13 protein-coding genes and 1 tRNA gene are annotated in these 13,234 nt (G+C 62.3%); 6 read left to right on the top strand and 8 right to left on the bottom strand.

The genetic code is table 11. The features are described 5' to 3' along the window. The first annotated feature begins 16 nt into the window (after window positions 1-16). Entirely contained in the window at window positions 17-1,243 is a 1,227-nt protein-coding gene (locus tag B7E02_RS13015; RefSeq protein ID WP_080796688.1) for an aminotransferase-like domain-containing protein, read from the top strand. Here the strand turns inward: B7E02_RS13015 and otsB are convergent. The 5 genes from otsB to thrE form a co-directional block, all read right to left on the bottom strand. Beyond that, window positions 1,237-2,022, bottom strand: a complete 786-nt coding sequence (gene otsB / locus B7E02_RS13010) for a trehalose-phosphatase (protein ID WP_080796687.1) — start codon at window positions 2,020-2,022, stop codon at window positions 1,237-1,239. The genes B7E02_RS13015 and otsB overlap by 7 nt on opposite strands. Before the next feature lie 23 nt (window positions 2,023-2,045). After that, a complete protein-coding gene (locus B7E02_RS13005) occupies window positions 2,046-2,531 on the bottom strand; it encodes a hypothetical protein (RefSeq protein ID WP_080796686.1) in 486 nt (161 codons plus the stop codon). Next, window positions 2,528-3,982 (bottom strand): alpha,alpha-trehalose-phosphate synthase (UDP-forming), encoded by a 1,455-nt coding sequence (locus B7E02_RS13000; RefSeq protein WP_080796685.1) that lies wholly within the window; start codon window positions 3,980-3,982, stop codon window positions 2,528-2,530. The genes B7E02_RS13005 and B7E02_RS13000 overlap by 4 nt, the downstream gene beginning before the upstream one ends. Window positions 3,983-3,994: 12 nt before the next feature. Beyond that, a complete protein-coding gene (locus B7E02_RS12995; protein WP_080796684.1) occupies window positions 3,995-4,315 on the bottom strand; it encodes a hypothetical protein in 321 nt (106 codons plus the stop codon). Window positions 4,316-4,389: 74 nt separating this feature from the next. Further along, window positions 4,390-5,877, bottom strand: coding sequence for a threonine/serine exporter ThrE (gene thrE / locus B7E02_RS12990; protein ID WP_080796944.1), 1,488 nt, complete (start codon window positions 5,875-5,877; stop codon window positions 4,390-4,392). 199 nt (window positions 5,878-6,076) lie between these two features. Here thrE and B7E02_RS12985 point away from each other — a divergent pair. Together B7E02_RS12985 and B7E02_RS12980 are read left to right on the top strand one after the other, a co-directional pair. Next, window positions 6,077-6,149, top strand: a tRNA-Thr gene (locus B7E02_RS12985). 120 nt (window positions 6,150-6,269) lie between these two features. After that, window positions 6,270-6,695: a hypothetical protein gene (locus B7E02_RS12980; RefSeq protein WP_080796943.1), complete on the top strand. Its 426-nt coding sequence runs from the start codon at window positions 6,270-6,272 to the stop codon at window positions 6,693-6,695. Here the strand turns inward: B7E02_RS12980 and B7E02_RS12975 are convergent. Then, the gene (locus B7E02_RS12975; protein ID WP_179129726.1) at window positions 6,663-7,505 is read right to left on the bottom strand and encodes a CE1 family esterase; all 843 of its coding nucleotides are present in this window, start codon (window positions 7,503-7,505) and stop codon (window positions 6,663-6,665) included. The two genes, B7E02_RS12980 and B7E02_RS12975, sit on opposite strands and share 33 nt — an antisense overlap. Before the next feature lie 63 nt (window positions 7,506-7,568). Between B7E02_RS12975 and B7E02_RS12970 the strand changes: the two genes are divergently transcribed. From B7E02_RS12970 to B7E02_RS12960, 3 genes are all read left to right on the top strand, one after another. Beyond that, complete coding sequence (locus tag B7E02_RS12970) at window positions 7,569-8,531, top strand: diaminopimelate dehydrogenase (protein WP_080796682.1); 963 nt, start codon at window positions 7,569-7,571, stop codon at window positions 8,529-8,531. 82 nt (window positions 8,532-8,613) lie between these two features. Then, window positions 8,614-8,988 (top strand): helix-turn-helix domain-containing protein, encoded by a 375-nt coding sequence (locus B7E02_RS12965; RefSeq protein ID WP_080796680.1) that lies wholly within the window; start codon window positions 8,614-8,616, stop codon window positions 8,986-8,988. Between the two features lie 181 nt (window positions 8,989-9,169). Continuing rightward, window positions 9,170-10,390, top strand: coding sequence for an HNH endonuclease signature motif containing protein (locus B7E02_RS12960; protein ID WP_143336761.1), 1,221 nt, complete (start codon window positions 9,170-9,172; stop codon window positions 10,388-10,390). On the opposite strand, the gene B7E02_RS12955 is transcribed toward B7E02_RS12960, so the two are convergent. Beyond that, the gene (locus tag B7E02_RS12955) at window positions 10,387-11,706 is read right to left on the bottom strand and encodes an MFS transporter (RefSeq protein ID WP_080796676.1); all 1,320 of its coding nucleotides are present in this window, start codon (window positions 11,704-11,706) and stop codon (window positions 10,387-10,389) included. The genes B7E02_RS12960 and B7E02_RS12955 overlap by 4 nt on opposite strands. 11 nt (window positions 11,707-11,717) lie before the next feature. Beyond that, window positions 11,718-13,199 carry an MFS transporter gene (locus tag B7E02_RS12950; RefSeq protein WP_080796674.1) on the bottom strand — a complete coding sequence of 494 codons (1,482 nt, stop codon included), beginning with the start codon at window positions 13,197-13,199 and terminating at the stop codon, window positions 11,718-11,720. Window positions 13,200-13,234 lie beyond the last annotated feature (35 nt).

Below are 13,234 nucleotides of genomic sequence, written 5' to 3'. Positions count from 1 at the left end.
AAGACAAAGGTGCACCATGACCCAGACACTGAAAACACCAGAAACATCACAAGCGAACAGAAACCGCCGGACCGCACTCGTGAGGGCCTTCACCGAGCCGAAGGGTTTCGGGGATGCAACGCTGCGTAATCCCCGCCCCGATGCCATCGAGCTGCTCGGTGGTATCCCGGATCCCGGGCTCCTGCCCACCGCGGAGCTCTCCGAGGCTGCGGTCAGGGTCCTGGCGAGACCGGGGGCACCGGCGCTCCAATATGGCAGGACACGGGGGTGGCCGGAGCTGCTCTCCTGGATTTCGGAGCGTGAGGATGTCCCGGTCGAGCAGCTGCTGATCACCAACGGTGGCTTCCACGGGCTCAATCTGGCTGTATCGCTGGTCGTTGAGCGGGGTGATCCGGTCGCCGTGGACAATCCGGTGTTTCCCCTGTTCCTCCGCGGACTCGAGATCTCCGATGCGCGGGTTGTTCCCATCGGAGTGGATTCCAAGGGCCTGGATGTGGATCACCTGGAGGAGATCCTGCGCGCAGGTCAGAGAATCAGTGCTGTGTACACCGTCCCGGATTTCCACAATCCCAGCCAGGGGTCACTGTCCCAGCAGCGCCGCAGGAAGCTGGTGGAGCTCGCGGAGGAACATGATTTCCACGTCATCGCGGACAATCCCTACCGCGAGATCAACTTCACGGGGGCTCCGGTGGATGTGTCGGCCTTCAACGGTTCGGACCGGGTCATTCATGTCAACACATTCACCAAAACTCTCGGGCCCGGGCTAAGGCTCGGTTGGATCCGTCTTCCCGAGGAACTTGCCGCAGACGCCATTGCGCTCCGGTCGCGGCAGGATTCGCATACCTCCCTGCTCGTGCAGGCGATCGTCGCTGAGTATCTGACTTCGGATCCCGGGGCCTTCGACAGGCAGCTGGCACGGGCGAATCAGGTGTACGCCGGCCGCGCCCGCACTCTCGTCGATGCCCTTGACCGTGAGCTTCCGGGCTTCTTCGACCTTCAGGTTCCCGAGGGCGGGTTCTTCCTGTGGCCGCGTCTGCAGGATGATTCCATTGATGCGGATGCGCTGGCGGCGTCGGCAAGCAGGCACGGGGTGGAGTACCAGAGGGGGTCCTTCTTCCCCTCCGGTCCGGGCACCGACTCAGACCGCCGCCTGCGTCTGTCCTACAGCAACGTCGGCGAGGACAGACTCGACCTGGCGGCCAGGCAGCTCGCAGGGGCGGTCGCGGCGCTTCGCGCTCAGTGATTCAGGCTTTTGGCCTCGGTGTGCTGCATGCGGTGATAGGCGAGTTTTTCCAGCAGGGAGCCAACCGCCTCGATGTCGGGCACGCGGGTCATGGCGGCCGTGTCGCCCGTGCCGACCTTGACGGTCAGCGCGCCGGGGGCGTCGACAAGCGTCCGGAAACCGTCCTCATCCGTGGTGTCGTCGCCGATGAATATGATGCCAGAGGGCTGGATGCGGTTGACCGCCGCGGCCAGCCACGACCCCTTGGTTGTGGTGGACACGGAGTACTCGATGATGTTCTTGCCACGGGTGACGTGGAGGCCGGAGGCGTCGATCTCCTCGGCGCGGGCGATGATCCCCGCCACGGCCTCCGGATCGGAGACACGGATGAAATGGAGCACGCGGTGGTAGGGTTTGACCTCCACGAACGCTCCATCGTGGCCGTCGGTGATGCTGTTGAGATCCGCCTCGATGCGCTCGAGCCGCTGCTGATCCCGCTGGCTCAGTGAGCGCGGCCGGGAGGAATCCTCGGAACCGTGGGAGCCGACGATGGTGATCGGGTAGTCGCCGAGGTCGAGGACCCTCGCCAGGCCGGCCAGGTGACGCCCGGAGAGGATGACCACGTCGGTGTTCGGCATCCGGGAAAGATCCTTGACCGCCTTGAGCGATTTCTGGTTGATGGGAACCAGGTAGGGATCCTTGCTGAATCCGGCGATGGTTCCGTCAAAATCCGAGACCACGAGCAGCTTGTTGGTCTCGGCGAGTTCAAGAATCGAGGGGGTCGAGGGGGTCTCAGTCATGCTTCCAGTGTACGGATCCGCGCTCAACTGTTCGGGGACACCCAGGAAACCAGACGGATTGAGGGCCGGTCCAGCGCATCGACATCGCTGGTGAGAAGAATTTCGGTATCAGATCTATGGGACAGCTCGAATGCTTCCGGAAGCAGCGCCACCAGGTCCTCGTGGATCAGACGCTCCTGGCCCAGGCAGTCCTCGGGGAGTTCATCGAAGGTGAGCTCGCTGAAGGTGATGTGATCCGCCCTGTTGATGTCCCCGCGCTGTCCCCCGTCATCGAAGGAGACCCGCCCCTGGAAAGGGACGCAGCCGGTGAATCCGGTGACCGAGGTCCGTCCGAAGTCGATTGAGGGCTGCGTGGCAACGAGATCGCTGACCACATTCTCATCACCGGGGAAGAGGTAGATGTTGGTGACCAGCCAGGTGGAGTCGCCCATGCGAACCGTGGTGTCGGCGCAGGAGACGAGGGCACCACCGCAGAGCAGCGCACCGGCCGTTTTCAGAGCTTTGTTCACTGGTGGTCCAACTCCTCGAGGCAGGTGAGGAAACTGCTCGCCCAGACGTTCACATCGTGTTCGTGCACCTGCCGGCTGTTCGCCCGCATCCGGCTGCGCGCCGATTCGGGGTTGTTGCGCAGATCCTGCGCCGCGGCAATCATCTGCCGCTTGATCGATTCCAGATCAAAGGGATTGCACAGATAGGCTTCGGTCAGCTCCGCCGCCGCGCCGGCGAACTCGGAGAGTACAAGTGCTCCATCACCCTCACTGTGCGCGGCAACGTATTCCTTGGCCACCAGGTTCATGCCGTCCTTGAAGGGTGTAACCAGCATGATGTCCGCTGCGCCATAGAGCACCTGGAGCTCGGACTTTGGCAGCGAACGGTGCAGGTAGTGCACCACGGGGTGGCCCATGCGACCGTAGAGCCCGTTGATCCTTCCCACCGCCTCTTCGACCTGCGAACGCGAAAGCCGGTAGTGCTCGATGCGTTCCCGGGAGGGGGTGGCCACCTGCAGCAGTACCGTCCGCCGCGGATCCAGAGCCCCGGATTCCAGGAGCTGTTCAAAGGCGAGCAGTCTCTGCAGGATCCCCTTGGTGTAATCGAGGCGGTCCACGCCGAGGAAGACGATGTCCGGGTCGCCCAGCTCCTGGCGGAACTCACGTTTCCTGCGTGACGACGCCCCCGTGGCCACGGAGGTGTCGATCGAAATGGGGAAGGCACCGACGCCGACGGTGCGGCCGTCCGGGGTGTGCACCGAGGCGCCCACCCCGCGTACCTCGACGGCACCTTCAATGACCAGTTCGTCGGGCTGGCCGGTGTGTGAACCCGCGGTGCCGGCGACCTGGGCGGCAAGAGTCAGGAAGTTCTCGGCATTTTGGGTCAGGTGAAAGCCGAGCAGATCCGCGCCCAGCATCCCGCGGACGATCTCCTCGCGCCAGGGCAGCTGACGGAAGAGATCGGGAGAGGGGAAGGGGATGTGGAGGAAGAAGCCGATCTTGAGATCGGGGCGCATCTGGCGCAGGATCCCGGGAACCAGGAGCAGCTGGTAATCCTGGACCCATACTGTTGCCCCCACGCTGGCCACCTGGCTGACCGCCTCGGCGAACTTGAGGTTCACCTGCCGGTAGGAAGTCCACCAGTCCGCGTTGTAGGTGGGGGGAACGATGAGATCGTGGAACAGCGGCCACAGGGTCGCGTTGGAGAAACCCTCATAGAATCCCTCGAAGTCATGGGCGCTCAGGGGGACGGGGTGGAGGAGTACGCCGCTGTCGGTGCGGAACGGTTCGGGAGCCACATCGACGGTTCCCGGCCATCCGACCCAGCATCCCCGGTGTTGTTCGAGGACGGGGGACAGTCCCGTGACCAGGCCTCCCGGACTGGGCTCAATGCTGTAGCTTCCGTCGGGGTGGACGGTCATGTCCACCGGCAGTCGGTTCGCCACGACCACGAAACTGTTGAGCTCATCCATGGGTGCCCCGGCTCAGGACTTCTTGGTGGTCTTTTTGGCGGTTGTCTTCTTGGTTGTCTTCTTCGCGGTGGTCTTTTTCGCAGCCTTCTTGGCCGGTGCCTTACGCGTGCGCTTGGCGGCCTTCTTCGGCTGCGACTCCTCGTGCTCGGCGGAGACCTTGCTGTAGCGCAGGCCGGAGGGTTCGACACCGAGCATGCACATCAGGGTGACACCGTCGAGAAAGTCCCGGGAATAGGTGGCGACAATCCTGCGCGCACCTGCGGCAGTCTCCTCCTCCACGGCGTGAAGAGATTCAGCGGTAGTGGTGCGATTGTCAGAGATTTTGCCCGGCAAGGATCCTCCTGGAGAGTAGAAAGCGATCAGCCCAACATTCTACGCTATCCATCCCGTTATCGCCCATGGCAGGTTCAGGGGAGTTTTCTCTGGGATTGATTCCTCGAAGTCTGCCTGGCGGCCCTGGCCTCACGGCGCTGGTTCTCGCTCGCGCGCAGTTCGCGGAAGGAGAACTGGGTGGCTTTGATCAGAGCCTTGTAGGGCTTGATGGTGGGCGGACGGCGCAGGCGGCGGGCCACCCATTCGCCGAAGACCACGCCGGCCGCGAGTGAACAGGCCGTGGCCATGGCCACGGCGACGTTGGTGAAACCGACCAGCATCTGATCGTGCAGCGCCGCATACATACCCCGGTAGACGGACAAACCGGGAAGCATCGGGGTGATGCCCGCGATGGCGATGATCAGCGGTGGGATGAGGAACCGGCGGGCGAGCAGTCCGCCGGCGAAACCGATGGCCGTCGCCGCCGTCGCCGCCGCGATGACCGGCCCCGCCCACCCGGTGAGCAGCATTGAATAGTAGAAGATGGAGCCGACCGACGCGGTGACCCCGGCGAGAAGCACCGATGACCATTCCGCGTAGCAGCCGACGGCGAATCCGGCGGCGGTGACTCCACCGGCGAGGATTCTCACGAGGGTCGAGGCCGGGTTGGCGGCCGCGATGGTCTCCAGGGGAGGAAGATTGACGCCGATGGCACCCGACAACTGGATACCCAGGCCGACACCGGCGACAATGCCACCGGTGAACAGGAGGGTTTCAAAGAAGCGGGCACTCGCGGTTACCGGCGCGCCCGTGATGCCGTCCTGCAGGGATTGGACAAGGGTGAGGCCGGCGAGCATGACGATGATGCCGGAGGCGATGATCTGACTCGGTTTGATCTGAAAGCCGAAATCCACGGCGATGCTGTAGGCGACGGCCGCGGGCATCGTGGCGATGAAGCCACCCAGGACGTTCTGGAAGAACTGGGGCAGCCCGTGCCTACCCAGAATTGCCGAGCTGCCGATGATGATGATGGAGGTGACAAAGGAGATGAGCGAGACGATCCAGCCACCTCCGAGCATGATGGCGACGGCGCCGCCCATCACCCCCCATCCGAACAGGGCCGTCGGAAATCCGTAGGAGGCCGGGGACTGCTCGAGCTCTTCGAGGATCTTCTCCGCCACGTCCGGGGGCGTGGCGCCCGCCTGGATTGAACGGATCAGCCGGTCCACCTCAGAAAGTTTGGAAAAGTCCGTGTCCAGCTTCCGCACCACGCGGAACACACTGACGGGGGTCTTCCGCTCCACTCCGATATTGGTGAAGATGGTGATGGTGTTCATTGTGATATCGACATGGCAGTAGTACAGGCCGTAAGCGGAGGTGACGGCCCTGACCTGAGCGCGGGTGTCATTGTTGGAAGTTCCCGAGGACAGCAGGATGTCCCCGATTCGGGCGGCCAGGTTCATCACACCGGCGACCTGGCTGTGATCGCTGAGGTCAATCGGGGCGAGCGGCGAGGGCGGTGGTGCGGCCTTCGCGGCGTCAATGGTGGCGATGCGACCGCTGCGGGTAGCGAAGCTCACCAGCTTCTTGAGGAATTCGGCCACGGAGCGGGATCCAATCGAGGTTGTGATCGCATGGATTATCTAGGAGTTACCTTAGCCTCCGTGCTCGGCGCTTCGCACCGTCGACCGATTTGTGCACCCTGGGCTGCCAATTCCCATCCGGGGAACCGGGTAGGCTACGATACTTTGGTGTATTCGGTGATCTGTACCCGGATACAGTGCTGGAGTGGCGCAATTGGTAGCGCAACGCACTTGTAATGCGTAGGTTGTGGGTTCAAGTCCCATCTCCAGCTCATTTTGCTCTTCACCCCCTGATCACAACTCCTTTATGTGGGTACTGTGGTCACTGGTAATGCAGTCATTTTCTGTGCACGGTCGTGGACAGGGTCGAACGGCAACAGGGGCGTGAGAACATGAGTTTTTCCAAAGAGGAACTTGCAGCGATGAAGCAGCGCGCAGCGGAACTCCGCAAGGAGGAGGCCGGCGGAACCGGAACCGCTAAGAAGGAGCGGGAGGCGAAGCAGTGCGTGGAGGCCATTGAAGCTCTCGAGGGCAATGACAAACAGATCGCCGAACTGCTTCACCGTGTGGTGGCGGAGGAGGCTCCGCAGCTGGATCCCAAGACCTGGTACGGGTTTCCCTCCTACGCCAGGGAGGGAAAGGTCATCGTATTCTTCCAGCCGGCATCGAAATTTGACACGCGTTACGGCTCCATCGCCTTCAATGAGGGAGCCCTGCTTGATGATGGTGAATTCTGGCCGACGGCCTACGCGGTCCTCGCCGTCAGTGACAAGTTCGAGGCGAAGCTACGCGGGCTGGTCAGAATCGCCGCGGGGTAGCAGACCGAAGAAATCCCCGATCACCTCCGCGGCCACCAGCTGATCGGTCGACGGTCCGAGAAATGGGGGATAGTCCCGCCCGCTGGGGACAAGGTGGCCGACCCCGATCAGCGTCCACAGCTCGACGGGCGCCGCGCCCCGCCAACGGTCGACCACCACGTTGGTGGCGTAACGGGTGCGGAGGGGGGCGTCGTCAAGCTGGTTTCTGCGTGCGAAGTACGCGGCCGAATCGGGCGCGGACAGCCCGTGCCCGCGTCGCACGCTGGCGCTGATCCCGGAATCGCCACCGCTGTAGGGTGAGAAGGGATCGGCGGTCCCCGCCATGGCGAGGTAGGAAACGGGATGGGGTTTGCGGTTGAGCACCGACGGCAGCGTGTTGCCACGGGTGGGGAAGTTCGCGGCTATGGTCGCTGCGCCGTCCAACAGTTTGGGCACCTCGTGCATCAGCCGCATCACCATCTGCCCGCCGTTGGAATAGCCCACCACGAATACGCGGGAGATTCCGTAGCGCTCGTGCATCAGCCGGAGCAGCGCGGTGAAGAAACCAACATCATCGACCCCGAGCTCGCGGGTGGATTCGCTGAGTCCGAGCCGTGCATCATTGAAATGCCTATCGACGCCGTCAACGTAGCACACCACGCACCCACGGGTGCTCAGGGTGTCGAAGGTGAAGTTGGTGAATTTCCGGGCGACGGTCCCGGTTTGCCGCGAACCATGGAAGAACACGCACAGATCGGGTGACGGTGCATCTGTTTCCACGACGGTGAATGTCCGCTCCCTGCCCTGATGATGCAACGATCCCTGAAACATGGGATCAGTATGCCCCCTCGGTAAGCTCGGGAAGTACATGACCCGTGACTGTGGAGGATATCGATGAGCAAGATCCGTGCGGCCATCGTCGGCTATGGAAATCTTGGTAGAAGTGTGGAGAAGCTGCTGGCGGAACAGCCGGACATGGAACTGGTGGGTGTGTTCTCCCGCCGTCCCACCCTGGACACGCAGGTGCCGGTGTGGAGTGTCGGCGAGGTGGACAGGCATGCCGATGAGGTGGATGTCCTCTTCCTCTGCATGGGCTCCGCGACCGACATCCCCGCCCTGGCGCCGGGGCTCGCCGCATACGCCAACACCGTGGACACCTACGATAACCACCGCGATATTCCGCGTCACCGGCGGAGCATGGACGAAGCCGCACGTGCCGCCGGTACCGTCTCCGTCGTCTCCACCGGCTGGGACCCGGGTATGTTCTCCCTCAACCGCGTCTACGGCGCGGCCGTTCTGAGCAATCACCAGCAACACACCTTCTGGGGTCCGGGCCTGTCCCAGGGACACTCCGACGCGCTGCGCCGCATTCCCGGGGTGAAGAAAGCCGTGCAGTACACCCTGCCATCGGAGGAAGCGCTGGAGAAGGCGCGCCGGGGCGAGGCGGATGGGCTGACCGGAAAACAGACGCACAGACGTCAGTGTTTCGTGGTCGCGGAGCCCTCCGACCACGAGCGGATCGAAGAGGCGATCCGCACAATGCCGGACTATTTCGCCGGATACGAGGTGGAGGTCAATTTCATCGATGAGGCGACCTTTGACGCCGAGCACTCCGGCATGCCTCACGGTGGGCACGTGATCACCACTGGCGACACCGGCGGATTCCATCACCTGGTGGAGTACACGCTGAAGCTCGACCGGAATCCCGATTTCACGGCCTCCGTCCAGATCGCCTACGGTCGGGCGGCGCACCGTCTGCGCCAATTCGGGCACAGCGGGGCGTTCACCGTCCTGGAGATCGCCCCCTTCCTCCTCTCGCCGGAGCCCCTGGATGAGCTGATCGCGCGGGATGTGTAGGGGGAGCGGGGTCCCACCGCAATAAACCTATGCACAATATAATGTGCGGACTTTGTTCCAGCCTCAGGGCACATTTTGTTGTATGCAGAAGCCGCCACCCGATCTCGAATGGGAAACCTACGGATCGGCGTTGGCGCATCGGGCCCGGCAGCTTCGCAGGTATCGCGGTCTGACCCAGGAGCAGCTGTCGGAACTGTCCGGGGTGAGCAGAAACCTCATTCAGAACATTGAGCGCGGCTACGCCTCCGGTAAGCCGAACAAGCCGGCGAATCCCAGTCTGAAGACTCTTTATTCACTCTCCTATGCGTTGGACGTTCCGCCGGCGGCACTGATGCCGGATCTCGGCGTTGAGGTTCAGCTGCGAAGTCCGTCGAGTCGAACCCTCCCGAAACTGGCGGAGATCCTCGAAGTGGATATTGCATGGTCGGGTGGGGTTGAGTTCGAACTTCCGGAGTAGAGCTCCCGGGGCGGCCGCCCTGTTGAGGTCGGTGGACCGGCCGCTCATGATTGGCCGATATGTTCTATTCCATATAGTTGGTACTTAACCTAAAAATCACCTGGTGTTCGATTGTATGGACCGTTCTCGTGTGCGAAAATTGATTAGAACAAAAATTCTAATTTAGTTAGGCGGGGCGGAAATGACACTGAATCTAGACCTTCTACCACCTGAACTGGGAGGTGAGAATCCCGGGGCCTATTACTCGGTCAATGACAGGAATGATCCGGTTGCGTTTCATTCGCGGGTGATCGTTTACAACCACTACCTGCTGTGGATGGCCTTCACGGGCAACGAGGACGAGGATGCTGGCCTCAGCTTTCGTCAGATGGCCCGTCGCACCGGCGTGGGGGAGAGAAAAGCCGAACGCTATCTCGATGCCCTCGCGATGTTGGGCGAACTTCCCTCATTCTCCGGACTCATCAGCGTTCTCTGGCATGTGGATCTGGACGTTATGGCGGCAATCACCGTTGTTCTCAACGAGGTGGATCCCGAAGCCACGGAGATCTTCACCGAAATCGATCGCAGGCTGACCCAGTTCCTCACACCCAAGAGGGCGAATCAGTGGTTGCCGAGCAAGAAGAAGATCCTCAAGGAGATCCGCGCATGGATCCGCGAACTTGATCCGGCCATTGCGAACGGGGAGAACAGCGCAAAGGACACCGAGAGTCTCGGATTCCGGACCTCGGACTTTGATATGACGATCATCGAGGGGGTGCTGGATCCGGTGGATGGTGCGGTGGTCGAGGCCGCCATCCATGAGTATGCGAGCGAAAACGGTGTCTCGGCTCCCCAGGCGCTTATTGAGCTGATCACCGGTGCCGTCGCCCCGAAGGTCGTGCTCAACGTGTTCACCATCAATGATGAGGATGCGCCGATCTACATGGACGGACCCGGTTACCTCGACTACGCCGATGAGCAGAGAATCCGGGCCCAGGTCAGTCTTGTTCGGGACATGAACAGGGCCAGGGATATGCGCACGGATTCCTACGTGGTTCCCGAGGGCATGAAGCTCTACTGCAAGGCCCGGGATGGTCACTGCGTGGTACCGGGTTGCACCGTTTCCGCCTTCCGCTGCGATTGTGATCACATCCGCAACCATGCCGATGGCGGCCCGACCAGCCCGTGCAATATCTGCGATCTCTGCCGGTACCACCACAACCAGAAAACCGAGGGGCGCCTGAAGTACCGCCTGGACGAGGAGGAGGGGGTGGTCTACTTCACCGAGGAGGACGGCACGGAAACAGCCTCGGATCTCGATGGACCATTCAGCCCGATGGGGCTGCGCTGGATGCGGACGGTGGCGCAGAAGCGGCGTGCGCGTCGAAACGCAGCCAGAAAACGGGCGACGGGACAGGACTAGTGAACTTTCGGAGGAGACTTCACGCCGAGCAGCAGCAGTGCACCGAGAAGGAGCAGCAGCGCGATCCCCAGGATTCCCGTGCGGTCATCGCCGGTGAAACCTACGAAGAGGCCGAACAGGGCCGGAGCCATCCAGCTAACGGCGCGCCCGGTTGTTGCGTAGAGGCCGAAAAGCTGACCCTCCTGACCCTCCGGGGACAACCGGCTGAGGAAGCTTCTCGACGCCGACTGAGCCGGACCGACGAATGCACACAGGACGAGACCGGAGATCCAGAACATCAGGGGACCGTCGACCAAGTACAGGATGAGTGCATCAATGATCATGAGGAACAGTGACACCAGGATGATCGGCCTGGGGCCGATTCTGTCATCGAGGAAGCCACCGAGCAGGGCGCCGAGGGCGGAGACCACATTGGCTGCGACACCGAAAAGGAGAACATCGCCCGCGGAGATGCCATAGACCGTCACGGCGAGGATCGCGCCGAAGGTGAACACTCCGGTCAGTCCGTCACGGAAAACCGCGGATGCGATGAGAAAGAACACCGCGTTCCGGTCGGTGCGCCACAAACCCCTGATCTGATCGATGAGATCTGCATAAGCGGCGATGATTCCCCGTGGCCGGCGCTCCTCGGTGACCTGGGGTTCGATCTCGGGGATCTTCAGCAGTGCCGGAATCGCCGAGACCAGGAACCATGCCGCCGCGAACACCGCGACGAGGCGGATGTTCAGTCCGTTCTCAATCGGGATACCCAGAAACCCTCTGGTCTCGCCCGAGCCAGCCACAAATCCGAAGTAACAGAGGAGTAGCAGAATGATCCCACCGAAATAGCCCATGGACCAGCCGAATCCGGAGATCTTACCCACGTTCTCCCTGGTGGAGATCTGGGAAAGCTGCGCGTAGTACTGCACCTCGGCGAACTCGAAGGTCACATTGGCAACGGCCATGATGAACACTCCGAGCCAGAAGTACATCGGATCGGTGTTGTGCACCGTGAAGAGTGCGAACATCAGGCCGACCGTGATCAGCGTCCAGGTTCTCAGCGATCTCCTGCGGGTCCCACGAATATCGGATCGTCGGCCCATCACCGGGGCAACCACCGCGACGATGACACCCGCGATCGCCACGGCCATGGAGTACAGGGAGGTGGCGTTGGACCCCTCCGGCAGTGTCGCTCCGACGGAATCGGTCAGGTACACCGAAAAGATGAAGGTGACCAGGACCGCGTTGAAGGCCGCCGATCCCCAGTCCCAGAAAGCCCAGGCACCAACGGAGCCGGAACCGGCTGCAGATCGCGGTTTCTGTGCGGCGATAGTCATGTGAGATGACTCTAGGGGAGCACGCGTTCCTTGTCCTGATATGTGGCCCGTCCGGGGTTGCCACGGAAGAGCCACGCCGTCACCCCGGCGGCAAGGAGGGCCGTCACACATGCGATGGTCAGGACGTTTATGTAGGCGCTGTCCAATGCCACCCTTGCGGCGTCGCCGAACTCCGGATGATGGACCCCTGCTGAGAAACTGCCCGAGACCTGTTCCGGGGCGTGGATCGCATAGAACACCGGGAACAGACTGCCCAAGAGCGAAACCGAGCACAGTGTTCCGAACTCGTAGGAGACCTCCTCGATCGAGGAGGCCATGCCCGCCCTTCGGATCGGCGCCGATCCGATGATCGCCGTGGAGGCCACCGACATGATCGCACCGCCTCCGGCCCCTATGAGCGCCAGCCCGACGGCGAATGCGGGCAGGCCGTTGTCATGGGTGGCGCCCCAGATCGATACCGCGATGCCGGCCGCAGCGGCGAGGAAACCTCCGCAGATCAACGGGAGGAAGCCCCACCTGTGCAGGAAGGCGCCACCGATGATTGAGGTGGGTATCGCGGCCCCCGCCAGACAGACCATGAGCAGTCCGGCTTCCAGCGGGGTGAACCCGATCGACAGCTGAAAACGCTGCGTGGTTGTCATCTCGACTCCGGCCATGACGAACATGGACATTCCGGCTGCTATCACACCACCGCTGAAGATCCGGTTGCGGAAGAGATCGAAGTCGATCAGCGGTTGGGTCAGGCGCTGCTGGCGGAGACGGAACAATACCGCACCTGAAAGGAACACGATCAGCGCCGAGGCCAGCAACCACATCTGACGCTGCGGAGAGACCACCTCCTTGATTCCCACCACCAGAGCCGCCAGGGTGATCAGCGCGTAGATCGATGAGAGCAGATCCCAGCGCGAGTCCGGGTTCGGCATGTTCGCAGGCGCCACCGCGACGGTGAGGATAAGTGCCGCCAGTGCAACCGGGACATTGATCAGGAACACCGAACCCCACCAGAAGAACTCCAGGAGAACTCCGCCGATCACCGGACCTGCGGCGGACCCCACCACCGCCACCGATCCCCAGATTCCGATTGCCATGTTGCGTTCACGCTCGTCCTCGAAGGTGATTCGGATCAACGCCAGGGTGGCGGGCATCATCGTTGCGGCACCGATCCCGAGGAAGCTGCGTGCCGCCACCAGCGCCCAGGCACCCGGGGCAAAGGCCGCGGACAACGATGCCAGACCGAAAATGCAGAGCCCGATCAGAAACATCAAGCGGTGCCCGATCCTGTCTCCGAGCGTTCCGGTGCCCAGCAGCAGGCCGGCCATCAGGAGCGGATAGGCGTTGATGATCCACAGGCCCTGGAGCTCCGTCATCTGCAGATCCTCACGCAGCACCGGTAGCGCCGTGTAGAGAATTGAATTGTCCACCCCGATCAGGAAGAGACCGGCACTGATCACTGCTAGAAAAGCCCAGCGCTGAGGTGCGGTGGGCGTGTCCATTGACGTCGTTGCTGAGGTTCTCGGAGTTGCTTTCA

This window comes from Corynebacterium pacaense, from assembly GCF_900169525.1.
Lineage (GTDB): Bacteria > Actinomycetota > Actinomycetes > Mycobacteriales > Mycobacteriaceae > Corynebacterium > Corynebacterium pacaense.
Note: the sequence above shows the minus strand (reverse complement) of the source record. Positions and strands in the feature narration are given on the sequence as shown.